The 23,955-nt window shown below is 60.0% G+C and carries 19 protein-coding genes and 1 pseudogene; 13 read left to right on the forward strand and 7 right to left on the reverse strand.

The genetic code is table 11. The features are described 5' to 3' along the window. Window positions 1–4: 4 nt before the first annotated feature. A complete protein-coding gene (locus tag GIW69_RS07665; protein ID WP_236481529.1) occupies window positions 5–1,009 on the reverse strand; it encodes an AraC family transcriptional regulator in 1,005 nt (334 codons plus the stop codon). Between the two features lie 100 nt (window positions 1,010–1,109). Between GIW69_RS07665 and GIW69_RS07670 the strand changes: the two genes are divergently transcribed. The 4 genes from GIW69_RS07670 to GIW69_RS07685 all read left to right on the forward strand — a co-directional run bounded on the left by GIW69_RS07670 (window position 1,110) and on the right by GIW69_RS07685 (window position 5,442). After that, window positions 1,110–2,183, forward strand: a complete 1,074-nt coding sequence (locus tag GIW69_RS07670; RefSeq protein WP_236481530.1) for a fatty acid desaturase — start codon at window positions 1,110–1,112, stop codon at window positions 2,181–2,183. A 742-nt stretch (window positions 2,184–2,925) separates the two neighbouring features. Continuing rightward, the gene (locus GIW69_RS07675) at window positions 2,926–3,507 is read left to right on the forward strand and encodes an alpha/beta hydrolase (protein WP_236481531.1); all 582 of its coding nucleotides are present in this window, start codon (window positions 2,926–2,928) and stop codon (window positions 3,505–3,507) included. A gap of 55 nt (window positions 3,508–3,562) precedes the next feature. Beyond that, window positions 3,563–4,495: a sigma 54-interacting transcriptional regulator gene (locus GIW69_RS07680; RefSeq protein ID WP_236481532.1), complete on the forward strand. Its 933-nt coding sequence runs from the start codon at window positions 3,563–3,565 to the stop codon at window positions 4,493–4,495. Window positions 4,496–4,644: 149 nt separating this feature from the next. After that, complete coding sequence (locus tag GIW69_RS07685; RefSeq protein ID WP_236481533.1) at window positions 4,645–5,442, forward strand: MetQ/NlpA family ABC transporter substrate-binding protein; 798 nt, start codon at window positions 4,645–4,647, stop codon at window positions 5,440–5,442. A 340-nt stretch (window positions 5,443–5,782) separates the two neighbouring features. On the opposite strand, the gene GIW69_RS07690 is transcribed toward GIW69_RS07685, so the two are convergent. Continuing rightward, window positions 5,783–6,979: an AAA family ATPase gene (locus tag GIW69_RS07690; RefSeq protein ID WP_236481662.1), complete on the reverse strand. Its 1,197-nt coding sequence runs from the start codon at window positions 6,977–6,979 to the stop codon at window positions 5,783–5,785. A gap of 216 nt (window positions 6,980–7,195) precedes the next feature. Here GIW69_RS07690 and GIW69_RS07695 point away from each other — a divergent pair, with 216 nt between their 5' ends. The 9 genes and pseudogenes from GIW69_RS07695 to GIW69_RS26370 form a co-directional block, all read left to right on the forward strand. Next, window positions 7,196–8,299, forward strand: a complete 1,104-nt coding sequence (locus GIW69_RS07695; RefSeq protein ID WP_236481534.1) for an efflux RND transporter periplasmic adaptor subunit — start codon at window positions 7,196–7,198, stop codon at window positions 8,297–8,299. After that, the gene (locus GIW69_RS07700) at window positions 8,296–9,360 is read left to right on the forward strand and encodes an efflux RND transporter periplasmic adaptor subunit (protein ID WP_236481535.1); all 1,065 of its coding nucleotides are present in this window, start codon (window positions 8,296–8,298) and stop codon (window positions 9,358–9,360) included. The genes GIW69_RS07695 and GIW69_RS07700 overlap by 4 nt, the downstream gene beginning before the upstream one ends. Beyond that, the gene (locus tag GIW69_RS07705) at window positions 9,357–12,407 is read left to right on the forward strand and encodes an efflux RND transporter permease subunit (RefSeq protein ID WP_236481536.1); all 3,051 of its coding nucleotides are present in this window, start codon (window positions 9,357–9,359) and stop codon (window positions 12,405–12,407) included. Before GIW69_RS07700 ends, GIW69_RS07705 begins: the two co-directional genes overlap by 4 nt. 180 nt (window positions 12,408–12,587) lie before the next feature. Beyond that, on the forward strand, window positions 12,588–12,755 hold the full coding sequence (locus tag GIW69_RS07710) for a hypothetical protein (RefSeq protein ID WP_236481537.1): 168 nt from the start codon (window positions 12,588–12,590) through the stop codon (window positions 12,753–12,755). Beyond that, window positions 12,752–13,618, forward strand: a complete 867-nt coding sequence (locus GIW69_RS07715) for a DUF4123 domain-containing protein (RefSeq protein WP_236481538.1) — start codon at window positions 12,752–12,754, stop codon at window positions 13,616–13,618. Before GIW69_RS07710 ends, GIW69_RS07715 begins: the two co-directional genes overlap by 4 nt. Then, window positions 13,615–17,247 (forward strand): toxin VasX, encoded by a 3,633-nt coding sequence (locus GIW69_RS07720; RefSeq protein WP_236481539.1) that lies wholly within the window; start codon window positions 13,615–13,617, stop codon window positions 17,245–17,247. Before GIW69_RS07715 ends, GIW69_RS07720 begins: the two co-directional genes overlap by 4 nt. Before the next feature lie 217 nt (window positions 17,248–17,464). After that, window positions 17,465–18,349, forward strand: coding sequence for a hypothetical protein (locus GIW69_RS07725; RefSeq protein ID WP_236481540.1), 885 nt, complete (start codon window positions 17,465–17,467; stop codon window positions 18,347–18,349). After that, window positions 18,346–19,482 (forward strand): hypothetical protein, encoded by a 1,137-nt coding sequence (locus tag GIW69_RS07730; protein ID WP_236481541.1) that lies wholly within the window; start codon window positions 18,346–18,348, stop codon window positions 19,480–19,482. The genes GIW69_RS07725 and GIW69_RS07730 overlap by 4 nt, the downstream gene beginning before the upstream one ends. Window positions 19,483–19,527: 45 nt before the next feature. Next, a pseudogene (locus tag GIW69_RS26370) lies at window positions 19,528–19,672 on the forward strand (hypothetical protein); the annotation flags it as partial. 4 nt (window positions 19,673–19,676) lie between these two features. Here GIW69_RS26370 and GIW69_RS07735 read toward each other — a convergent pair. The 5 genes from GIW69_RS07735 to GIW69_RS07755 all read right to left on the reverse strand — a co-directional run bounded on the left by GIW69_RS07735 (window position 19,677) and on the right by GIW69_RS07755 (window position 23,844). Beyond that, the gene (locus GIW69_RS07735; protein WP_236481542.1) at window positions 19,677–20,306 is read right to left on the reverse strand and encodes a class I SAM-dependent methyltransferase; all 630 of its coding nucleotides are present in this window, start codon (window positions 20,304–20,306) and stop codon (window positions 19,677–19,679) included. A gap of 161 nt (window positions 20,307–20,467) precedes the next feature. Then, window positions 20,468–20,824 carry a DUF6124 family protein gene (locus GIW69_RS07740; RefSeq protein ID WP_236481543.1) on the reverse strand — a complete coding sequence of 119 codons (357 nt, stop codon included), beginning with the start codon at window positions 20,822–20,824 and terminating at the stop codon, window positions 20,468–20,470. A gap of 450 nt (window positions 20,825–21,274) precedes the next feature. Beyond that, window positions 21,275–21,919, reverse strand: coding sequence for a methionine ABC transporter permease (locus tag GIW69_RS07745; RefSeq protein ID WP_236481544.1), 645 nt, complete (start codon window positions 21,917–21,919; stop codon window positions 21,275–21,277). Beyond that, window positions 21,909–23,033, reverse strand: coding sequence for an ATP-binding cassette domain-containing protein (locus GIW69_RS07750; protein WP_236481545.1), 1,125 nt, complete (start codon window positions 23,031–23,033; stop codon window positions 21,909–21,911). Before GIW69_RS07750 ends, GIW69_RS07745 begins: the two co-directional genes overlap by 11 nt. A gap of 1 nt (window position 23,034) precedes the next feature. After that, the gene (locus GIW69_RS07755; protein WP_236481546.1) at window positions 23,035–23,844 is read right to left on the reverse strand and encodes a MetQ/NlpA family ABC transporter substrate-binding protein; all 810 of its coding nucleotides are present in this window, start codon (window positions 23,842–23,844) and stop codon (window positions 23,035–23,037) included. Window positions 23,845–23,955: the final 111 nt, after the last annotated feature.

Here is a 23,955-nt window from a genome sequence, read left to right on the forward strand (position 1 = left end):
GGCGCTATCGCAACCCGTCCCGAAACTGCCCCGGCGTCATCCCCGTCCAGCGCTTGAACGCGCGGCTGAAGCTGCTCGTATCGGCAAATCCCAGCAGATAACTGATCTCGCTCAACGAGCATTGCGGATCGCGCAGGTGCAGCAGCGCCAGATTTTCCCGGCTTTCGTTGAGCAGCGTATCGAAGCGACAACCCTCATCCGCCAGGTGCCGTTGCAAGCTGCGCAGACTCAGGTGCAAGGTCTGGGCGATGCGTTCGGCACTCGGCTCGCCTTCCGGCAGTTGTTCTTCAATGGCGTCGCGAACCTTGCGCTCCCAAGTCAACGGCTTGAGTTGGGCCATCGTGCGTTTGAGCACCGCTTCGTTGTGTTCGGCGAGTTCCGGGTTGGCGTCGTCGAGGTGGCTGTCGAAGTCGGCGAGGGCGAACTCCAGGCGATCCTCGGCGGCGGCGAAATGCACCGGGGCGCGGAAGACTTTGTGCCATTGGTGGACGTCGGCCGGTTCCGGGCGGCGCAGGTACACCGCGAGCGGCGCATAGTCGCGGCCCAGGCGATTGCGACAAGTGCGCACGTAAATCGCGGCGAAGGCGTCGATGGCTTCGAAGGCCGGGGCGGGATTGCCAGAGGGCACTTTCAGGCGAAATTGATAGCGGTCGTCGCCGCGATGCAGTTCCAGTTCCAGCGCATCGCTGACCACCGGGTGATAACGCACGATACGCTCGAACACTTCACGCAGGCTGCCGCTGGCCACCAGTGCATAGCCGAGGGCATGAAACGTGGTCGGGCTGACGAAACGCGACACCCGCAGGCCGATGGCCGGGTCGCCGCTGACTTGCACGGCGATCTCCCACAGCCGCGTGGTGCCAGACAACGGGTAGCGTGCGTTCGGATCGTCCATCCACTGCGGATCGAGCCCGGCCTGCTGGCACAGGGCGATGCTGTCTAGCCCCAGCGCATCGAGTTGCTTGCGCAGGGCGCGGGTCCAACTGGCGAGAGAGGTCGGTTCCTTCATGCTGATTGGCGCTTCCGGTCAACAGGTTGGCGTTCACGGCTACCGGGTTCCGCGGTTTTACCGGGCAGGATGCGAACATCAATAACCAGAGGATGGAAGCATGGACGGTACTTCTGCAAGTCCCCAGCGACACAATGCTGCCCAGCGATCAGCGCACATTCGTGACGTGGTGCTGGCCAAAGGCGTGGAGCTGCGCGAACGCTACCCGATTCTCAAGCATCAGGATGCCCTCGGCGCAAGCATTCTGGCCTTCGCGCTGGCCGGCATGATCGGCTCGGCGGCGCTGTACATCACCGGTCACATGGCCTGGTGGGCATGCCTGTTGCTCAACGCGTTTTTTGCCTCGCTCACCCACGAGCTTGAACACGATTTGATCCACAGCATGTATTTCCGCAAGCAACGGCTGCCGCACAACCTGATGATGGGCCTGGTGTGGCTGGCTCGGCCGAGCACGATCAACCCGTGGATCCGCCGTCATTTGCACCTCAATCACCACAAGGTGTCCGGCACCGAAACCGACATGGAAGAACGCGCGATCACCAACGGCGAACCGTGGGGTTTTGCGCGGTTACTGATGGTCGGCGACAACGTGATGTCGGCATTCATCCGGATGCTGCGGGCGAAAACCTGGAAGCATAAATTCAGCATCATCAAACGCACGCTCAAGGTCTACGCGCCATTGGCGCTGGTGCATTGGGGTGCGTGGTATGTGTTTCTCGGTTTTCATGCGGCCAATGGCATGGCTTACCTGATGGGCTCGCCGATTGAATGGTCGGCGACCACGTTGTCCGTCATGCACATCATTGACATCGCCGCGGTGGTCATCATCGGCCCGAACGTGTTGCGCACCTTTTGCCTGCATTTCATCAGCTCGAACATGCATTACTACGGCGATGTCGAGCTGGGTAACGTGCTTGAGCAGTGTCAGGTGTTGAACCCATGGTGGTTGTGGCCGTTGCAGGCGTTCTGCTTCAACTTCGGCAGCAGTCACGGGATTCATCATTTTGTGGTGAAGGAACCGTTTTACATCCGTCAGATGACCGTGCCGGTGGCGCATAAAGTCATGCGGGAGATGGGGGTGCGGTTCAATGATTTCGGGACGTTTGGGCGGGCGAACCGGTTTAGAAAGCGTGATGTCACTGTTGAGGCCAGTCAGGAAATGAAGACTGCTTGAAAAGGCGAATATCAGCGGGCTGACCATAGAACAGCTTGATCAGACTGATGTACGGCTGCGATACGTTCAATCGTACCGATTTGCAAGCTCGTTCAAGGTGCCGTATGCAAGAGTTACTGGCACTTTGAGGTCACGCATAACCCTGTTGAAAAGTCGATTTCGTACTGTATAAGGCGTGGTATCAGTGTAGTACGGAACGTAAATTCTATATTCCAGTTTGGTCTCGTTATCTCCATAAAAAGTATTTTCGGAGATAAGCAGTTGCCTCAATAATTCCCCTCACAACGCCAGCGTTGAGCCTTCAAAAAACTTCTTCATGGCCGTATTTGTTACGGCCTGTTGAACACCCAACGGGTTCAGCACCTTCGATTTCGACGTTCACTAATTGGTCATCACCCGGCTGTAAGGTTGCGGTAAGTCTGAGGCCGTATCGCTAGCACGCTCGGCTCGCCCTTGCGGTAACACAGCAAAAGGGCGCGGGCAGGGCGTCGCTTAAGTGGCAAGGGATGACAGGTTTTCAGCCACCACGCGATTGGGTTTCTATCGTTTTCCGGGGCCGTCTCCTTGGCAGGGTGCGGCCCCTTTTTTATTGCATCGTCCCCGTGTAGGAGCAGCCTTCGGCAGCTCCTAAAGGGCGTGGTTGTATATTCGATATAGAACTTAACAAATAGCTTCTTATTCCTTAACGCATATAACCCTCGTCCTTATACTCCTCAGGGAACAGACACGCAGGAGAGTCCCCATGCACAACGAATCAATCCGCTATCTGATTGTGCCGGGCTGGCAAGGATCGCCAGAAGATCATTGGCAAACCCATTGGCAAAACAGCCTGCCCAACAGCGCTCGGGTCGAGCAGGCCGACTGGCTGACGCCACGTCGCGAGGATTGGGTCGCCGCGTTGGCCGAGGCAATTGCCGCCGACAGCACGCCGGTCATTCTCATCGCCCACAGCCTCGGCTGCGTGACGGTCGCCCATTGGGCCGCCACTGCGCCAGTGCAGGCGCTGCGCCAAGTGCGGGGTGCGCTGTTGGTCGCGCCAGCGGATGTCGAACGCCCGGGATGTGCACCGGCATTGCGCAATTTCGCACCGATTCCCCGCGATCTGTTGCCATTCCCAAGCCAGGTGGTCAGCTCCGACAACGACGCCGCCGTCAGTGCACCGCGAGCCATGGAACTGGCGCGAAGCTGGGGTGCCGAGGCGGGCATTCTGGCGGGTGCGGGGCACATCAACGTGAAGTCCGGGCATCAGCGTTGGGAGCAAGGTTTTGCTTACCTTTATCGTCTGCAAAATCGTCTGGAACACCACGCGCGGCGTCGCGCTTGAGTCTATTTATTTTTGAACGCCTCCGTCTCCCGGCGGTTTTGGGCAGGAGCCTGCCATGAGTTTTGAAACCTTCGGTCAACCGTTACTGACCTTTCCCGACGCGGAAAAAAGTCCCCTGAGCATCCGTGCCAAGGCGCTGGTGTTCGTCGATCCACGCTCGCGTCAGTTGCGCGAGGAACTGGAGCAACTGGCGCCGCGTTCGATCTCGGTGCTGATCCGTGGCGAAACCGGCACCGGTAAGGAATTGCTTGCCCGCCACATCCACCGTGCCAGTGATCGTGGCGGCCTGTTTGTCTCGGTCAATTGCGGAGCGATCAGCCCGACCTACGCCGACGCTGAACTGTTCGGCTATGCCGCCGGCAGCTACAGCGGTTCGGCCAGCAGTCGCGCCGGCTGGTTCGGCTCGGCCAATGGCGGCACCTTATATCTGGACGAAATCGGCGATTTGCCGTTGCCGATCCAGATCAAACTGCTCGCCGCCCTGGAGAATCACGAAGTCACCCGCGTCGGCGCGCAACAACCGAGCCCGGTCGATGTGCGGCTGGTGGCGGCGACCAGCATCGACCTGGCGCAAGCCGTCGCGGCGGGCAAGTTCCATGAACGGCTTTATCACTACCTCAGCGAAGGCCAGCTCGAACTGCCGGCGCTGCGCGCCCGGGTCGGCGACATTTTGTCCCTGGCCGAATACTTCCTCGGCATCTACAGCCAGCGTCTCGACCTGCCGGTGCCGCTGATCAGCGAAGCGGCGCAGCATGTGCTGGAACAACACAGTTGGCCCGGCAACACCCGCGAACTGGAAAACGTCATTCACTTTGCGCTGCTGGTGAGCACTGGCGACGAAATCCTGCCGGAGCACCTGAACCTGCCGCCGGCCCTCGCACAAATAGAAATCCAGCTAAACCAGATCCTCGCGAGCGGCTCAGCGGCGGATAAGGCTGCGCTACGGCAACTGCTGGAAGACGCGGGACGTGGGGTGCGATCAATATGAACAAAATGGAATATGAAACTGAATAAAGGTTATTGTCCGGGAATAAAAAATCCGGGTATTGTCCGCCCCACGCCAGCGATAGCACATCACTGGCACTCGTATTAAATGCCGTCGTCGATGACGACCGTGATTCTCGATAAGGACACTGCATGAAAAAGGTTCTGTTGTTTACCGCATTGGCGGCCGCTCTGACCGCTGGCCTGGCCCACGCCGGCGAGAAACTGGTGGTCGCCGCGACCCCGGTACCTCATGCTGAAATCCTTGAGCTGATCAAACCGACGCTCGCCAAAGAAGGTGTGGATCTGGAAATCAAAGTGTTCACCGACTACGTTCAGCCGAACGTACAGGTGGGCGAGAAGCGTCTGGACGCCAACTACTTCCAGACCCTGCCGTACCTGAACAGCTTCAACGAAGGCAAATACAAGGGCGACAAGTCCAAATACCTGGTGACCGTGCAAGGCGTTCACGTTGAACCGTTCGGTGGTTATTCGAGCAAGTACAAAACCCTGGCTGAACTGCCAGACGGCGCCACCATCGCCATCCCGAACGAAGGCAGCAACAGCGGCCGTGCCCTGATCCTGCTGCAGAAGGCTGGCCTGATCGAGCTGAAAGATCCGAAAAACGCCCTGGCCACGCCAAAAGACATCGCCAAGAACCCGCACAACTTCAAGTTCAAGGAACTGGAATCGGCCCTGCTGCCACGCGTCTTGAAAGAAGTTGATCTGGACATGATCAACACCAACTACGCGCTGGAAGCCAAGCTGAACCCGACCAAGGACGCCCTGGTGATCGAAGGCGCAGATTCGCCTTACGTGAACTTCCTGGTTGCCCGTGAAGACAACAAGAACAGTGACGCGATCCAGAAACTGGCCAAAGCCCTGACCAGCCCGGAAGTCAAAGCCTTCATCGAGAAGAAGTACAGCGGCGCGGTACTGCCGGCGTTCTGATTGGAAGTGAACTTGCAAAAAAACGCCGGTGGCCTGTGAAGGTCATCGGCGTTTTTGTTGTGGGTTACAGTAAAGATCGCAGCCTGCGGCAGCTCCAGGGTCATGCCGCTTTGGCTTTCAGCGCTCTGCGCAATGCCATCAGTAATTTCACAATGTCCTGCGGGTCCAGCCGCTGCGGCGCTTTTACGTCAGCCATGTTCTCTTCCTTGTGATGGTTTGGCCGAGGGAGTCTGGCCAAAAGCTGTGGGTCCTTGGAGGGTCTGAATGAAAAAAAGATCCGTCCTACAGCAAAAGGAAAAATAGCTGTCTTATTCCTTCCCCGCAAACGTACAAGGTACGTTCAATCCGGCCAATGCCACGCCGGTTCATCCAGCATCCGCTGCCCGACAATCCCCGTCTGCCCCAGTGTCTTTTCCAGCACGATGCAATTGCATTGCGAGTCGTCCTGCAACGCTGAAATCAGACGACGTGCATGGGACACCACCCACACTTGGCATTGTTGCGACGCACGAATGATCAGCCGCGCTAATGCCGGCAGCAGATCCGGGTGCAAACTGGTTTCCGGTTCGTTCAACACCATCAGCGTCGGTGGTCGCGGGGTCAGCAGCGCGGCGATCAGCAGCAGATAACGCAACGTGCCGTCGGACAATTCCGCCGCTGACAGCGGTCGCAGTAATCCTTCCTGATAAAACTCGATGGCAAAGCGTCCACCTGCCTGAGCTTCGATATGCAACCGTGCGCCCGGAAAGGCATCGGTAATCGCGGCACGCATCGCGTCGCCGTCACCGATTTCAATAATGGTTTGAAGGGCCGCCGCCAGGTCGCGCCCGTCGTGGTGCAGCACCGGTGTGCGCGTGCCCAATTGCGGCTGGCGAACCGGTGCGTCAGCGTCGCTGCGAAAGTGATCATAGAAGCGCCAGCGGCGGATGAACTCGCGCATCTGGAACACCTCCGGCGAGCTGCGCAGGTTGCCGACCTGATCGAACAGACTGTCGAAGTTTGGCGTATGTTGGGCCAGCACGTCCCAGTTGCGGCCTTCGCGGGCGCGGATCATCGGGCCGTCTCGATCCACCAGCAGGTTGGCAGGACGGTAATGTGGCCCGGCCCAGATGCATTCGCGTTTGATCTGCGGGTCAAGGCTGAAGCGCGAGGGAATCGGCCTCGTCTGTTCCGGTAGCATGAAGTGCCCGTTGGAGTCGGGCAGCCCCAAGCTGATTGAATAACTGAAATCCTCGCCGGCAAAGCCCAGACGCAAACGCTTCACGCCTTGACGCACGATCGGCTCAATGGCGACTTCGCCGTTGCGCATGCGTCGGCTGATGGTTTCCGGGCCGGCCCAGAACGTAGAATCGAGCCCGCCCTCACGGGCCAGCGCATTGACGACGCCGCCCTGAGCCGTTTCCGCCAGCAGCCGCAGCGCCCGGTACAGATTGGATTTGCCGCTGCCGTTGGGGCCGGTGATCAGGTTGAGGCGGCCGAGCGGAATCACCAATTTATTGATCGAGCGGTAATTGGCCACCGCGAGGGTTTTGAGCATGGGCTCCTCGTAGATCGTCCCTGCGCTGCGCATGGGAATGCATCCCGCGACGTTCTGCGTCGCAGTTGGACGCAGAGCGTCCATGGCGGCGTTCCCACGCGGAGCATGGGAACGATTTAGCGTGAGTATAGGGATCCGGTACTCAGACGCGGAACCCTGTTCTAAGCTCACAGTCGTATCGTCACTGGCACGTACGTACAACGCAAAGGAGTCTGCATGGCGAGTCCCGGTTTGAAAACAGTGTTGAGCCTTTGCCTGCTGGTGCTGTTGAGCGCATGCGGTGAGAAAAAACAGGCCGAGAAGGATCTGCCCCGGGTCTTTGTGCAAGAGGTCAAACCTCTGGATTACGCGGCTTCCGTGACGCTGACCGGAGATGTGCAGGCGCGGGTGCAGACGGATTTGTCGTTCCGCGTCGGTGGCAAAATCATCCAGCGTTTGGTGGATGTCGGCGACCGTGTTACCGCCAGGCAAGTGCTCGCCAGACTCGATCCGAAAGATTTGCAGACCAATGTCGACTCGGCCCAGGCGCAAGTGCTGGCCGAACAGGCACGGGTCAAACAGAACGCCGCCGCGTTCGTCCGTCAGCAAAAACTGCTGCCCAAGGGCTACACCAGCCAATCCGAATACGACGCGGCCCAAGCCGCATTGCGCAGCAGCCAGAGCGCACTCGCCGCCGCTCAGGCGCAACTGGCCAACGCCCGCGAACAACTGAGCTACACCGCCCTGGTCGCCGACGCGCCGGGCATTATCACCGCGCGTCAGGCGGAAGTCGGCCAGGTCGTGCAAGCCACCGTGCCGATCTACAGCCTGGCCCGGGACGGCGAACGCGACGCCGTGTTCAACGTCTACGAATCCTTGCTCGCCGAACCGCCATCGGATCGAAAAATCGTCGTCAGCCTGCTCGAAAATCCCAAGGTACAAACCACTGGCACCGTGCGCGAAATCACCCCGGCGGTGTCTGCGCAGACCGGCACGGTGCAAGTCAAGGTCACCCTCGATGGCTTGCCGGACGGCATGCAACTGGGATCTGTGGTCAGCGCAACCGCCAAGACGCCGGGTAAATCTGCGGTGGAATTGCCCTGGTCGGCCCTGACCAAAAACCTCAGTGACCCGGCCGTATGGATCATCGATGATGAGGGCAAAGCGCAGTTGCACACGGTCACCGTCGGTCGCTACCTCACCGGTAAAGTCATCGTCAGCGACGGCTTGCAGGCCGGTGACAAAGTCATCATCGCCGGGGGCCAGTTGCTGCACCCGGGCATGAAAGTTGAAATTGCCGAAAACACTTACAAGGATCTGCAAGTGGGAAGCCAGCCATGAAGCGACTGCCGTTGATTTCTGCGCTGCTGCTGGCGGCGTGTTCGGACAAGGCGCCGCCACCGGAGCCGGTGCGCCCGGTGCTGTCGGTGGAAGTGAAAGCCCTCGATCAGCAAGACCTCGGTCGGTTTGCCGGGAGCATCCAGGCGCGCTACGAAAGTAACCTCGGTTTCCGCATTCCGGGGCGCATCGCCAGTCGCAACGTCGATGTCGGCGCCGAAGTGAACAAGGGCGATTTGCTCGCCACCCTCGACCCGACCGATCAGCAAAACCAGCTGCGCGCCGCCGAGGGCGACCTCGCGCGCATCCAGGCCCAGTACATCAACGCCCAGGCCAACGCCCGGCGTCAGCAGCAATTGTTCGACCGTGGCGTCGGCGCCCAGGCGCAACTGGACGTGGCCCAGACCGATTTGAAAACCACCAAGGCTTCGCTGGATCAGGCCCGTGCTTCGCTGAGCCAGGCCAAGGATCAACTCGATTACGTGCAACTGCGCACTGACCATAAAGCTGTGGTCACCGCGTGGAATGCCGAGGCCGGGCAAGTGGTCACCGCCGGCCAACAAGTGGTCACGCTGGCGCAACCGGATATCAAGGAAGCGGTGATCGACCTGCCCGATACCCTGGTCGATCAGTTGCCCTCGGACGTGGTGTTTCTGGTCGCCGCGCAACTGGACCCGAGCATCAACACCACGGCGATCATCCGCGAAATCGAACCCCAGGCACAAAGCGCCACGCGCACCCGGCGCGCCCGCCTGACGCTGACCGACACGCCGCAAGGCTTTCGACTCGGCACGGCGATCAGCGTCACCCTGCGTTCAGCGATCAAACCGCGTCTGGAATTACCCGCCAACGTGTTGCAGGAAGCCGATGGCAAAACCCGCATCTGGGTCATCGACACCCAAGCGCAAACCGTATCGCCACGGGACGTCAGCGTCATCAGCCGCACCGACAGCACCGTGGTGCTCGCTGATGGTGTGAGGGCCGGTGAGCGCGTGGTGACCGCCGGGGTGAACAGTTTGAAACCCGGTCAGAAAGTCAAAATCGACGAGGACAGTCCACGATGAAAGGGCCTTTCAACTTATCCGAATGGGCTCTCAAGCATCAGTCGTTCGTGTGGTATCTGATGTTCGTCGGGCTGCTGATGGGCGTGTTTTCGTACATGAACCTGGGTCGCGAAGAGGATCCGTCCTTCACCATCAAAACCATGGTGATCCAGACCCGCTGGCCCGGTGCGACCCAGGAAGAAACCCTCAAACAGGTCACCGACCGCATCGAGAAAAAACTCGAAGAACTCGACTCCCTCGACTACGTGAAAAGCTACACGCGCCCCGGTGAATCCACGGTGTTCGTGTACCTGCGCGACACCACCAGCGCCAAGGACATCCCGGAAATCTGGTATCAGGTGCGCAAGAAGATCAACGACATCCGCGGCGACTTCCCGCAGGGCCTGCAAGGACCGGGGTTCAACGACGAGTTCGGCGATGTCTATGGCTCGGTGTATGCCTTTACCGCTGACGGTTTGTCGATGCGCCAGTTGCGCGATTACGTTGAGCAGGCCCGCGCCGAGATTCGCGATGTGCCCGGTCTGGGCAAGGTCGAGATGGTCGGCGAGCAGGACGAAGTCATTTACCTGAACTTCTCCACACGCAAGCTGGCGGCGCTGGGCATCGATCAGCGCCAGGTCGTGCAGAGCCTGCAATCGCAAAACGCAGTGACGCCGGCCGGCGTCATCGAGGCAGGGCCGGAGCGGATCTCCGTGCGCACCTCTGGGCAATTTGCTTCGGAAAAGGATCTGGCCGACGTCAATCTGCGGCTTAACGACCGTTTCTATCGCCTCGCGGATATCGCCGACATCAGCCGCGGTTACGTCGACCCGGCCACGCCGGAATTCCGCTTCGACGGCAAACCGGCCATCGGCCTGGCCATCGCCATGAAGAAGGGCGGCAACATTCAGGAGTTCGGCAAGGCGCTGCACGCCCGTATGGATCAACTGACCGCCGACCTGCCGGTGGGCATCGGCGTGCACACTGTGTCCGATCAGGCCGATGTGGTCGAGAAAGCCGTCGGCGGCTTCACCAGCGCGCTGTTCGAAGCGGTGGTGATCGTGCTGATCGTCAGCTTCATCAGCCTCGGCGTACGCGCCGGTCTGGTGGTGGCGTGCTCGATTCCATTGGTGCTGGCGATGGTGTTCGTGTTCATGGAATACAGCGGCATCACCATGCAGCGGATTTCCCTCGGCGCGCTGATTATCGCCCTCGGCCTGCTGGTGGACGACGCGATGATCACGGTGGAAATGATGGTCACGCGCCTGGAAATGGGCGAGACCAAGGAGCAAGCCGCGACCTTCGCCTACACCTCCACGGCGTTCCCGATGCTCACCGGTACGCTGGTGACCGTCGCCGGTTTCGTGCCGATCGGCCTCAACGCCAGTTCGGCGGGCGAGTACACCTTCACCCTGTTTGCGGTGATTGCGGTGGCGATGCTGGTGTCGTGGATCGTCGCGGTGCTGTTTGCACCGGTGATCGGCGTGCACATCCTCAGCGCCAACGTCAAACCGCACAACGGCGAGCCGGGACGCATCGGCCGCGCGTTCAACTACGGCATGCTCTGGGCCATGCGCAATCGCTGGTGGGCCATCGGCATCACCATTGCATTGTTCATCGGCGCGGTGTTTTCCATGCAATTCGTGCAGAACCAGTTTTTCCCGTCGTCCGACCGCCCGGAAATCCTCGTCGACCTCAACCTGCCGCAAAACGCCTCGATGGCTGAAACCCGCAAAGCTGTCGACAAGCTCGAAGCGACGCTCAAGGACGATCCGGACATCGTGCGCTGGAGCACGTACATCGGCGAAGGCGCGATCCGTTTCTACCTGCCGCTCGATCAGCAATTGCAGAACCCGTACTACGCGCAACTGGTCATCGTCAGCAAAGACTTCGAGGCCCGCGAAGCCCTGAGCCAGAGGCTGCGCGAACGGTTGCGCAAGGACTTTGTCGGCATCGGCAGTTACGTCCAGGCGCTGGAAATGGGCCCGCCCGTGGGCCGGCCGATTCAGTACCGGGTCAGCGGCAAAGACATCGATCAGGTGCGCAAACACGCCATCGCCCTGGCCACCGAACTCGACAAGAATTCGCACATCGGCGAGATCATTTACGACTGGAACGAACCGGGCAAAGTCCTGCGCATCGACATCGCCCAGGACAAGGCACGGCAACTGGGTTTGTCGTCGGAAGACGTGGCCAACCTGATGAACAGCATCGTCGTCGGCCAACCGGTGACCCAGGTCGATGACGACATCTACCTGATCAACGTGGTCGGTCGTGCTGAAGACGCCGAACGTGGCACCCCGGAAACCTTGCAGAACCTGCAAATCGTGACGCCGAGCGGCACGTCGATTCCGTTGCTGGCGTTCGCCACCGTGCGCTATGAACTGGAACAGCCGCTGGTGTGGCGCCGCGACCGCAAGCCGACCATCACCATTAAGGCGGCGGTGCGCGACGAAATTCAGCCGACCGATCTGGTCAAGCAACTGAAACCGGCCATCGAGAAATTCGCCTCTGAATTGCCGGTCGGCTACAAGGTCGCCACCGGCGGCACGGTGGAGGAGAGCGGCAAGGCCCAGGGGCCGATCGCCAGCGTGGTGCCGTTGATGCTGTTCCTGATGGCGACATTCCTGATGATCCAGTTGCACAGCGTGCAGAAGCTCTTCCTGGTGGCGAGCGTGGCGCCGTTGGGGCTGATTGGCGTGGTGTTGGCGCTGATTCCAACGGGCACGCCGATGGGGTTTGTGGCGATTCTCGGGATCCTCGCGCTGATCGGCATCATCATCCGCAACTCGGTGATTCTGGTGACGCAGATCGATGCGTTCGAGAAGGACGGCTACGCGCCGTGGGACGCCGTGCTGCAAGCCACCGAGCACCGGCGTCGGCCGATTCTGCTGACGGCGGCGGCAGCGAGCCTGGGCATGATCCCGATTGCCCGTGAAGTGTTCTGGGGGCCGATGGCCTACGCGATGATCGGCGGGATCATCATTGCCACCTTGCTGACGCTGCTGTTTTTGCCGGCGCTGTATGTGGCCTGGTACAAAATCCGCGAGCCCAAAAAAGACGCGTAGGCAGACGCCAGGCCCTATTGGCGCAAGCGAGTGGGGCGGCTAACTGCTTGTCAGCTTCGGAAAGATAGCCTGCGTTTGTTTTAACGGAAGTGTCCTACGCAAAATATGGATTCGCCTGACTGCGCCAGCTCGTAGAACCCAGCAGAGTCCCGTGTCAAAAAATGACACAGGGAAATGTGGATGTTCAGTGCCGTCAGCCATGTCGGGTTGAAACTCGACGATGCAGGGTTCGCCTGCGACCTTCAAGGACTTGAGTCCAGCGCCTGCGACGCGCTCAAGCGTCGCCACCAGGCCAAACGAGAACAGGGCAGTGGACGTCTGGATCCGGGCGAGGCAGCCGGTTCATGACGCTGTCGACCGCGCTGCCGCACGACTTGCCATGGGCTGACCTTCAGCCATTTCTTTTACTCGATGGCGTAACACTGCCCAATCTGCCGGCGGTGCTGGCGAAGCAAGATCCCTGTGCACGCGCCATCGCGCTGTATGACTTCGCACCCTTCAATGGCTTGAGCGACATTTCGCCGTTGCTGGTGCAGCTGAAAAACCCCGACGATCCGGTTTTCCGGTTCTATCTGGAGCGTGCGCACGAGGAGTGGGGGCTGCTGCTGTTCAGCCAGGCGGCGACACACTGCGTCGTGCAACATTTGCGCAAACTGGTGACCGTCCAGATGCCCGGGGGTTTCCCGGTCTTTCTGCGTCTGGCCGATGCCGCCGTCGCGCAAGCCCTGTTCAGCAGCGGCGACCAACGTTTGTTTGGCCCGCTGTCCCACGTGGTGACGCCTGATTACGCTGCCACGACATGGCATCGACATCAACCTCGCCATCCCGAGTGCCCGGAACTGCCAATTCCCTATCGCCTGAGCGATGAACAGTGCCTGGCGCTGGATCAGGTTGACCGGCGCCGGGCGCTGCTCGACCTCGATGCGCATCTGCTCAATCACTTCCCCGAACACCCTCGCGGCGCAAGCGTGGCCGAGCGTTTGCCTGCGCTGCAGAAGCTCGAAAGCGCAGCCAGTGACTTGGGTCTTGACAGTCGGTTCGGGCTGTTCCATTACGCCAATATCATGGCCAGATTGGACGGATCGCCTTTAAGCCGACATCCCGAGATCAATCGACTGCTGCATGGCCCGTCTCTGCAACCGGTCGACGAGCGCGTCGTGCTGGCCGCTGACCTCGCCCGCGACTGGGTAAATGGGGGACGTCGCCCATGAGCAGGCCAGACCTTGCCGACCTCGCCGCAGCCGTCGAGTCGAAAGCCCCCATCGGTTCTCTTGGCGCGTGCCCCTTGGAACAAACACACGTGCAGCTTCTGCCGCTGCGTTACGCACTGGTGGAAAAGCCTCTTGACCCCAGCGCAGAACTGACACTCCCCTATACCCTCCAGACACGCCCCTTGGGCATCCGCATGCTGCGCGATGGCTGGTTGTACATCATCGACAGCGTCACCGGTCACCTGCACGAATATCAGACCCGTGACGGGCAGGTCAGTGCCTTGCTGCACAAGGGCGACAAGGTCGCCAGTGACCAGCGCACGCCAATCGAAGAGCGTCCAGCATTGATTTTTTCGCGCAGCAGCACCTTGCATGTGACGTTCGCCGAAACACAGTGGACCGCCGCCAAATGCGCCCAAGTGCTCGACAGTTCCGAGGAGCGCGAGCATTTCATGCAGGCCGTAAACCTCGGCCCGGTGAACTGCCTCACCGGTGGTGAGCACCTGCTTACGGTCGAGCAAAGCAAACGCTGGTTGGCGGAGATCGCCACTGTGCCGCTCAAGCAGGCGCAAGCTGCGGAGGATCACGCCGACCTTGAAGCCGAGCCGACAAGCGTCGCGCGACCTCCGGCAAGTCTGTTGCCTGCGGTCACGGTCTACGGCGACCCGGAACACGAACGTGAACCCTATCTGTGGGAACGGCCCCGGCGCTTTCGCGAGGCGCACATGGGTGAATTTCTCGGACGGGTTCGAGCGCTTTATCAGAGCGACACGCTGTTCCTGGTGGTAAACGACGATCTCGGCGTGTTGCGCGACCTGGCCGAGTATCAGGACATGGTGGTGGGCTGGATTGACGACTGGAGCAATGCCGACCACAACGAGCGCGATTATCTGCTGGCGTGCTACATCGAATCCCTGAGCCTGCTCAGCCCGCCAGACATCGCTAATCTGGCCGATGCCAGCGACGACCCGGCGGTAAAAGCCCTGCTCATTGATCTGCAGCAACTGCTCGAGCCTGCGCGGGAAGGCACCCGCAAAGCCTTGCTCGATTACTTGAACAAGGGTGGCAAGGTCGAACCGCCCGACGGGCCCGTGCCTGCGCAGCTTGAGCAATTGCGCAAGCAGGCCCAGGCCGACGTCCAGGAAATGCTCAGGTATCAGGGCGGCACTCCAGACATCACTGCTCACCGGCGCGCCATTGAGGATGCAGATCGCAGCTACTACACCCGCCAGCATTTTTCGATGGCCCCTGATCATTTCGTCGACCGCCACCTCAAGGTGCTGGTCAAGCTGGGCAAGCAGCAAAACAAGCGCATCGAGGACGCGCTCGAAGGCTCCAGTTTCACCGGCAAGGGCGGGATCAACGATTTCATCGACCGCGCCAAAATGGACGACTCGCTGCTCCAGCATCGCGCGGATCTCGGACGCTGGAACCGCTTGCTCGAACGCATCACCGAAGACCGCACGCAACTGGTGTGTGCCGGTCGCTTTCATCGTTCGGCCTGGTACTTCGATGCTCAGGCGCCGCACCAACTGGCCGAAGCCTTCGCCGCCGAATACGCCTGCGTCAAAGACCTCTGCCGCAGTGACCAAGCCAGTGAAAAGATGCTTGGCTACCTGGAACAGCATCCGGAGCTGACACGCTCGGCGTTTTATACCCTGGCGCTACGCATCCGGCCTGAACTGCTGACCCAATACACAGTGGTGTCCAACGCCGGAGTCGGCCTGTTCAACAACCTGCCCCATTGGCTGCAAACCCTGCACAGCATCGAACACCCGCACCTGCCAGCCCTCGACGATCTGCCCGAGCACACTCGCGCTGTCGCCGACGCGGTGCAGCACAGCTACACCCCGGCACTGAACCTGGGCTTGAATCGTGCACTGGCAGGCTTCGATCTGGCAGGCGGGAAAGTCCCCGACCTTGACGAACTGTTCCGTCATCTGCCGAAAGCGCTGCCGGCGCGCATCCTCGACGCGGCAAAAACCACCGGCGTGACCTTCACCGTTACCACCCCGGCCGAACACGCGGCGCTGCAAACCGACATCAAGGACATGCTCCGGGAGCGCGGATACCTCAAGAGCCTGACCGGTGAGCGCAACCGGCTGACCCATAACAAACACCTGTCGGGGCACAAAAGTCCGCGAGCGGTTGAGTTGCAGACCGAGATCGTTCGCGTGCGTGCACAGTTGGCGCAACTTGAGAGCAGGCTGGCGGGTGCATTGAGCCCGATTGCCGAACTGCCGGATGCCTCGGTACGCACTTACGGCGCCACGCCGGCCCGGGCCGGGGTGACAGTGGTGTTCGCCCCGGCGCAGCAACAGGAAGTGAGGAGTTTGCTGAAGAACATTCGGATGGGGATTCAGAGTGTGCCGAGGGCGGATCTGATCAGGAGTGAAGGGGTTGGGTTGTTGGTGTTTTTGGCGCAGGTCGTGAATTTGGTGGTGGTCACGAGGGAGTTGGTGAATCAATCGAGAAACGAACGGGTTTGGGGGCCAGTTATAAATGCCCTCACCGTCACTGGTGCAGCAGGGTTTGTCGCAGCGCAGAGCTTGGCGGATACCGCGCTTAAGGCGAGCAGCAAAAAACTGGTTTCTGAAGCCTTGGAGAGTGTGCATGTGCAGATGGGGAAAATGCATGTTGGACTGGGCTTTTTATCTTACGGTTTTGGTCTTGTTGCTTCATTTTCAAGCCTGAGTACGCAGCACCAGAATTGGCAGCAAGCAACGCGTAGCGGTAACCGCGCGGCGCAGAGCAGTGCTGCTCTTGCCGTGGTGGGGGCAGGCGGTATGACGGCTGTTAATGCCTATGGCCTTAGTCATACCGTTCACGCCACCTTTAAAGTCGCGACTGCCGGGAGTGCTGCGGCAAGAACAGCCGCATGGGCTGCCGCCGGCACACGGCTGTCCACTGTATTTTTTCGGGTCAATCTGGCCGGTGCTTTATTCACTGTGCTGGAGTTCGGCGGCACCTGGTTGCACAACCGCTACAACATCAGCGCTCACGACAAATGGCTGAAAACCACGCCGTGGAGTTTGGACAGCGATGAGCGCGGCGACTATACGCTGGATGAGTACCAGCATTATCTCGGCCTCTTGCTTCACGCTCCTTTTGCACACCTTGGGTCGAATCCGCATGACTCTTTACTGAAAAATCTGTTTTTGCGCGCCGAGCCCAGCGATATCCATCTGACGCTGCCGGGGGTGAAACTCAGCGACTTCCAGCCACCATTAAGCGGTAAACCGTCTCATCGGTTGGGTATCGGCGCCCACCGACTGTTCCGCCCCCTCGACAGCCGCGGAGTCACGCGTGAACGCAAGGAGGTGATCAGCGATGAAGTCACGGACACCTTGCAGGTGGTGCAAGCAGAACCGCTGATTTTATGCCTGCAACATCCGCCGAATCGCAATGCGCCAATGGCGCCGGTGGCGGAGACACTGGAGTTGGCAGTGTGCGTGCAAACGTTGAACGCTCAAGGTGAGTGGATCTCTCGTACCCACTTCATTCATCTCAATCCTCGCGGTGAGGGTCATTTCCCGTCGCTGCCGCCGAAATCAGTCACCGAGCCCCCACCTCTGTTGCTGGTTGATACCCATTTGCTGGAACCGGTCGACCATGTCCAAAAACAGTGATAACCCAGCGCTGAAGCAATCGCATAAAGCAGGAGATATCGAGCCCTTCCCAAGTGGGAGAATCACTTATCTTGCGCCGTTGCCACTTCCGACACCGCTGCCACCTTATGGTCCTCATATTGGGGAATTGAATGAGGTGTACATGGATTTTGGATTGGGATCCCCCCAAGTCTTTATGTGGCAGATGACATTAGGCCTACCTTTCAATGGGGCATTCATGATCGCCTTCATATTCCCGCTGGTGGGCGGTTTTCTTGGACTCATTCTTGGATATGAGCGGGACGACATCTTGGATTCCGTGGAGGGGATTTACCTGGCGTCATATGAACTGGCTTTACTAACCGGCGCCTGCACCTTACTCATCGGCCTCGGCGTCTGGCTCCACAACCACAACAAACGCGCCGAAATCATCCCCACCCGTTTCAACCGCCAACGCCGTGAAGTCTGTTTCATGCCCGAAGATGCCACCGAACCGGTCTTCGCCCCGTGGGAATCCCTCCGCGCCTGGGTCATCGAAGCGCAAGGCGTCACCCAGTTCGGCGTTCGCCGCCAGTACGGCATGGGCATCGGTTTCCAGCACGGCGAGACCCTGACCAGCGTCGAATTTCCCTGCGCCGGGCTGTCGCTCGCCATCAGTCATTGGGAGGCGATCCGTGGCTACATGGAGTACGAAGTCAATGCCCTCAAATCGATTCAGGATTTGCAGGATCTACAAGGCCCCGACGACCCGCCCCACGAAGGCTTGCACACGTTTCGCAACGCCCGCGCGCGCATGCATCAGCAGATTCGCGACGGCTCGCGCAACCGGGTCTCGGGTTTTTTCTGGTACCTGTATCACGTCATGACGTTCTGGACACTGCCCAACTATTTGGTCGAATGGGAAATCCGCCGCATCAACGCCATGGGCCAACACACCTTGCCGCCGGTGATGCGCCAGTGGTCGGAACCGCTGCCGAAGGATCAGTGGGCCAAACCGAGCGAGGAACTGCTGAGGATGAGCGAACAGGTTCGACAACTGCACAAACGCCAGCCACACCGGGCGATTACCGAGGTTTTTGCCGAGGTTCAGCGCTTGAATGCCGGCAATAGGAAACGCGCATGAAAATGAGTGACGTCCAGCGACATCCCGTGCCGACGCCGGATGTTGAGCAATCGCGTAAAGCAGGAGATATCGAGCCCTTTCCAAGTGGGAAAATCACCTATCTTGCGCCGTTGCCACTTCCGACACCGCTGCCACCTTATGGCCCTCATATTGGGGCGTTAAACGAGGTGTACATGGATTTCGGTTTGGGATCACCGCAAGTGTTCTCATGGCAAGTCATCTTAGGCGGACCATTCACTCTCGTTTTTATGGTGGTTTTCCTATTCCCATTGATCGGTGGTTTCATGTTCTTTTTGTTCGGGATGGGATGGGAAGATATTTCTCATGCCATAGAAGGGATCTTCCATGAAGCTTACGGAGTAGGTTTACTAACCGGCATCTGCACCTTACTCATCGGCCTCGGCGTCTGGCTCCACAACCACAACAAACGCGCCGAAATCATCCCCACCCGTTTCAACCGTCAACGCCGTGAAGTCTGTTTCATGCCCGAAGGCGCCACCGAGCCGGTCTTCGTCCCGTGGGAATCCCTCCGCGCCTGGGTCATCGAAGCGCAAGGCGTCACCCAGTTCGGCGTTCGCCGCCAGTACGGCATGGGTATCGGTTTCCAGCACGGCGAGAACCTGACCAGCGTCGAATTTCCCTGCGCCGGCCTGTCGCTCGCCCTCAGTCATTGGGAGGCGATCCGTGGCTACATGGAGTACGAGGTCAACGACCTCAAATCGATTCAGGATTTGCAGGATCTACAAGGCCCCGACGACCCGCCCCACGAAGGCTTGCACACGTTTCGCAACGCCCGCGCGCGCATGCATCAGCAGATTCGCGACGGCTCGCGCAACCGGGTCTCGGGTTTTTTCTGGTACCTGTATCACGTCATGACGTTCTGGACACTGCCCAACTATTTGGTCGAATGGGAAATCCGCCGCATCAACGCCATGGGCCAACACACCTTGCCGCCGGTGATGCGCCAGTGGTCGGAACCGCTGCCGAAGGATCAGTGGGCCAAACCGAGCGAGGCGCTGCTGAGAATGAGTGAACAGGTTCGACAACTGCACAAGCGCCAGCCACAACGGGCGATTACCGAAATTTTTGCTGAGGTTTATCGCGGCGGCAGTACTGGAAAGCGCCGTGCATGAAGCCTGGCGGCAGTCGTACTGGAGAGTCCGCTGTGGCGCATTAAGCATCGCCGACGGCCGATCCTGCTGACGGTAGCGGCGGCGAGCCTGGGCATGATCCCGATTGCGCGCGAAGTGTTCTGGGGGGCCGATGGCCTACACGATGATCGGCGGGATCATCATTGCCACCTTGCTGGCGATGGCGGCCTGACTGCCTAAGACGCTTTACGCCACACACTCGCCAGCCAAGGCTGCTGCTCGCGCGGCAAACCCGCCGGTCGGAAGTAATGTTCCAGCTCGATAAACCCCGCCGCAGTCAACAAAGCGCGCCACGCCTCAAGATCGTGATACGAGCCATAACGCTGCCCGTTCCAGCCTTCGCGGTTATCGCCACGCGGATTTGAACTGAACAGCACACCACCCGGTTTCAGCGTGTCGTGAAGCTGCTTGAGCACGCGCGGCAATTCCTGCAACGGCACATGGAACAGCACGGCGTTGGCGAAAACCCCGTCGAAGCGTTCGGTCGGTAAGTCGAGCTTGAGAAAATCCTGCTGCATGACTTCACAGCCGCTGTCCTCGCGGGCCATCCGCGCAAATTCCTCTGAGCCATCGAGACCCACCGCGACATGGCCCATTCGCGTGAATGTCTGCAAATCCCGCCCCGGCCCACAGCCGAAATCGAGGATCGTCAGCGGCGCCTGACCCTGAATGTGCCGCAGAAGGGCGTCGATGTTCTGGCTGACATCGTGGTCACGGGTGCCTTCGCGAAAGTCCTCCGCCACTGAGTTGTAGTGGCCGAGCGTGGTGGCGGTGATCTGATCCAGATCGGAGGGAGTCTGCTTCATGGTTGGGGCTGCGCGGGCGGTTGAGATCTGGCGAATATACGCCAAGCAGCCTTAGGCTGCTGCGCAGCCATCCGCGATCAGGCTCGCTCCCACCGTTGGAACGCTTACCCCTGTGGGAGCGAGCCTGCTCGCGAAGGCGGCATACCGGGCGACGGGGGGATTCAGCCCGCCGGCTTCATCCCCAGGCGATCAATCGACCGATCCACCATCGCTTTAGCGATCTCCAGCAGGTGCCAGATGGAAAACACCATCAGTCGATCCGCCCCGCTGAGCTGATCGCCGCATTTGTAGGCCGACACCGATGCACAGCGCAGCAGGTCAGCTACATAAAGCTGGGCTTCCTCGGCGCTGACGTCCGCGCTGACGGTGTAGAAACGCAGTTCCTCAGGCATCGAAGGGCGTTTGCCGGTCAGGTGAAAGTCGATGGCACGGTACAGCGCCGATCGATCCTTCAGAAGGTCGTCGGTGAAGGCTTTGTTGGCGGCGTCGTGCGGGGGATCGGGAACGCTTTTGTCCATGGTACAGCTCCTATTTTCATGACATGGAGCCGACACCCTCCGCCTACTAAACATTGGGTGGCGGCTGTGCGCAGGTTAGTAGGCCGGTCAATAGGAAAACCGGTGCACCCGAGAGTGCCCCGCGCACAGCCACCATAGTCTGAATGCGGCCAAACACTGGACGCAGACATGGAGTCGCTATGCACCTATTGAATCGAGCTACTAAATCCGATCACTGATGAGCAGTGACGGACGGAGACTAGCCAGCGAACTCTGCAGGTGCAAGCGGGCAGAATGATCTAGGAAATGTCCTGCAAATGAAAGGGATCAGGCCTGCTGGCACTCTGATTTTCGTGTGCGAAAACTTACCTTCGATCCCTAAAAGATCGCAGCCTTCGGCCGCTCCTACACCGACCCCTGTAGGAGCGGCCGAAAGCCCGGGCCGCGATCAGGCGATCTTTTGATCTTGCTCTAACGCTTGTTCAGCCCCCGCGCCAAACGATCCCCACCCAACTGAATCAAAGCCACCAACGCCACCAGCAACACGATCACCGTCAACATGATCTGGCTGTCGAAGCGCTGATAGCCGTAACGATAGGCAATGTCGCCCAAACCTCCAGCACCGATGGCACCGGCCATTGCCGATGAGTTGATCATCGTCACCAGCGTAATGGTGAATCCGCCGACAATCCCCGGCAGCGCTTCCGGCAGCAATACATGCCAGACGATGTGCCAGCGTCGGCAGCCCATGGCTTGCGCCGCTTCGATCAGACCGTGATCGACCTCGCGCAGGCTCACCTCGGCAATGCGGGCGAAGAACGGCGTGGCGGCGATGGTCAGCGGCACGACTGCCGCCCACACGCCGTAGGTGGTGCCGACGATCAGCCGGGTGAACGGGATCAGCGCGACCATCAGGATCAGAAACGGAATCGAGCGAAACAGGTTTACGAACGCACCCAGTGCGCGGTTCAGCACCCGGGCCGGGTAGATGCCGTCTTTGTCGCTGGTGACCAGAATCACCGCCATGGGAATCCCCGCCAGCAGCGCGATCAGCGACGACACGCCAACCATTAAGAAGGTGTCGATGAAGCCTTGCAGCAAACGATCAAACCACATAACCCAGCACCTCCACATGTTGCGCCCACTGTCCGGCGCGCTGGCGCAACGCTTCGGCATCCAGCGAGGAACCGTTCACCGCCAATAGCAACTGACCGAGCGCATGCCCTTGAATCCGTTCCACGCCACCCTGAAGCAAGCGCACGCGCCCGCCGAGCGCAGCGAACAGTGCGGCAAGGTCTGGCTCGTCGGCGCTGCTGCCGGTGAACTGCAAGCGCAGCGCTACAGCGGCCTCTGTGGACGGCCTCTGCGCGTGCATACGGTTTTGCAATTCTTCCGGCAGCGCATGTTGCAGCGGTGCGAGCAAGGTCTGGCTGACCTCGTGCTGCGGGTTGCCGAACACTTCCCACACCGGCCCTTGCTCGACGATTCGTCCATGCTCCAGCACCACGACGCGGTCGCAGATGTCGCGGATTACGGCCATCTCGTGGGTGATCAGGACGATGGTCAGACCCAGGCGTTTGTTGATCTCGCGCAGCAGGCCGAGGATCGACTGCGTCGTCTCCGGGTCGAGCGCCGAGGTGGCTTCGTCGCACAGCAGAATGTCCGGGCCGTGCACCAGCGCGCGGGCAATGCCGACACGCTGTTTTTGCCCGCCGGACAGCTGCGCCGGGTAGGCCTTGTGCTTGGCTTGCAGGCCGACCAGTTCGAGCAGCTCGCGCACTTTATGCTGGCGTTGCAGCTTGGGCACGCCGGCGACTTTCAGTGGCAATTCGACGTTCTGCCACACGGTTTTCGCCGACATTAAATTGAAGTGCTGAAAGATCATGCCGATCCGCCGACGCAGGGCCACAAGGCGATCTTCGTCGAAACCGCCGATGTCCACTTGGTCGATCAGGACGCGGCCAGAGGTCGGCTGTTCGAGGCGATTGATCGTGCGAATCAGCGACGATTTGCCCGCGCCGCTACGGCCGATGATGCCGAACACTTCGCCACGCTGAATGGCCAGGTCGATGCCCTCCAGTGCGGCGACCGGCCCTTGACGGCCGTCGTAGGTTTTACCGAGGCCGATGAAACGCACGTGGGCGCGGTTCAGCTCCGGGTGCAGTTCGCTGCGTTGTGCAGTGTGCTTTGGCTCTGGAATCTCCAGTCGCCGTTGGATGGCGGCGGTCATTTCAGCTTTCCCAGCCCGGCTGGTACAGCTTGCCGTGAGCCTTATCCAGCGCGGCGCGGACGGCCGGCGAGTGCTGGTAAATGTCGACGAATTTGATCAGGCGCGGATCGGCTTTGCTCTTCGGCTGGATGACGAACTGGATCACATATTCCTTGTGATCGATGCCGTCGAACAGCAGCGCCGAACCGGCGTCGAAGGTCTGCGCCAGGCGAATGTAGGCCGGGTAGCCCTGCACCAGATCGGCGTCGTCATAGGCGCGAACCAGTTGCACGGCTTCGACCTGAAGGATTTTGATTTTCTTCGGGTTGGCGACGATGTCTTCTTCGGTGGCTTTGTAGCCAATGCCGGGTTTCAAGGTGATCAGCCCGGCCTTGGCCAGCAGTTGCAGGCCGCGACCGCTGTTGATCGGGTCATTGGCGATGGCGACGCTGGCACCCTCGGGCAACTCGTCGAAGCTTTTGTATTTCTTCGAGTAGAGGCCGACGTTGTTGATGATTCCCGGCGCGAACGGCACCAAGTCAAAACCGGCGGCAGCGTTGGCGTTTTCCAGGAATGGAATGTGCTGGAAGTAATTCACGTCGATGTCGCCGGCAGCAAGGCTGACGTTGGGCGCGATCCAGTCGGTGAACTCCACCAGCTCGACCTTCAGGCCTTGTTTGGCGGCTTCTTCGACGGCGGCTTCCAGAGGAATGGCGAATGCTGCGGTGGTGCCGATTTTCAGTGGGGCGTCGGCAGCGAAAATGGCCGAGCTGAACAGGCCGAGGGCCAGGGCCAGTGCTTTGACTGGGTGGGACAGGAATTTCTTGGTCATGATGAGTTTTCCAGTCAGTGCATAAATGTGTGGAGTCTGTTGCGGTCTCATCGCTGGCAAGCCAGCTCCCACAGGTTTTGCGAACGCCACAGACCCTTGTGGGAGCTGGCT

This window comes from Pseudomonas syringae, assembly GCF_021605415.1.
GTDB classification, from domain to species: Bacteria; Pseudomonadota; Gammaproteobacteria; order Pseudomonadales; family Pseudomonadaceae; genus Aquipseudomonas; species Aquipseudomonas syringae_S.

Coding starts and splice junctions, on each gene's coding strand:
- GIW69_RS07665 (WP_236481529.1), bottom strand. CDS start 1,009: ATGAAGGAACCGACCTCTCTCGCCAGTTGGACCCGCGCCCTGCGCAAG.
- GIW69_RS07670 (WP_236481530.1), top strand. CDS start 1,110: ATGGACGGTACTTCTGCAAGTCCCCAGCGACACAATGCTGCCCAGCGA.
- GIW69_RS07675 (WP_236481531.1), top strand. CDS start 2,926: ATGCACAACGAATCAATCCGCTATCTGATTGTGCCGGGCTGGCAAGGA.
- GIW69_RS07680 (WP_236481532.1), top strand. CDS start 3,563: ATGAGTTTTGAAACCTTCGGTCAACCGTTACTGACCTTTCCCGACGCG.
- GIW69_RS07685 (WP_236481533.1), top strand. CDS start 4,645: ATGAAAAAGGTTCTGTTGTTTACCGCATTGGCGGCCGCTCTGACCGCT.
- GIW69_RS07690 (WP_236481662.1), bottom strand. CDS start 6,979: ATGCTCAAAACCCTCGCGGTGGCCAATTACCGCTCGATCAATAAATTG.
- GIW69_RS07695 (WP_236481534.1), top strand. CDS start 7,196: ATGGCGAGTCCCGGTTTGAAAACAGTGTTGAGCCTTTGCCTGCTGGTG.
- GIW69_RS07700 (WP_236481535.1), top strand. CDS start 8,296: ATGAAGCGACTGCCGTTGATTTCTGCGCTGCTGCTGGCGGCGTGTTCG.
- GIW69_RS07705 (WP_236481536.1), top strand. CDS start 9,357: ATGAAAGGGCCTTTCAACTTATCCGAATGGGCTCTCAAGCATCAGTCG.
- GIW69_RS07710 (WP_236481537.1), top strand. CDS start 12,588: ATGTTCAGTGCCGTCAGCCATGTCGGGTTGAAACTCGACGATGCAGGG.
- GIW69_RS07715 (WP_236481538.1), top strand. CDS start 12,752: ATGACGCTGTCGACCGCGCTGCCGCACGACTTGCCATGGGCTGACCTT.
- GIW69_RS07720 (WP_236481539.1), top strand. CDS start 13,615: ATGAGCAGGCCAGACCTTGCCGACCTCGCCGCAGCCGTCGAGTCGAAA.
- GIW69_RS07725 (WP_236481540.1), top strand. CDS start 17,465: ATGATCGCCTTCATATTCCCGCTGGTGGGCGGTTTTCTTGGACTCATT.
- GIW69_RS07730 (WP_236481541.1), top strand. CDS start 18,346: ATGAAAATGAGTGACGTCCAGCGACATCCCGTGCCGACGCCGGATGTT.
- GIW69_RS07735 (WP_236481542.1), bottom strand. CDS start 20,306: ATGAAGCAGACTCCCTCCGATCTGGATCAGATCACCGCCACCACGCTC.
- GIW69_RS07740 (WP_236481543.1), bottom strand. CDS start 20,824: ATGGACAAAAGCGTTCCCGATCCCCCGCACGACGCCGCCAACAAAGCC.
- GIW69_RS07745 (WP_236481544.1), bottom strand. CDS start 21,919: ATGTGGTTTGATCGTTTGCTGCAAGGCTTCATCGACACCTTCTTAATG.
- GIW69_RS07750 (WP_236481545.1), bottom strand. CDS start 23,033: ATGACCGCCGCCATCCAACGGCGACTGGAGATTCCAGAGCCAAAGCAC.
- GIW69_RS07755 (WP_236481546.1), bottom strand. CDS start 23,844: ATGACCAAGAAATTCCTGTCCCACCCAGTCAAAGCACTGGCCCTGGCC.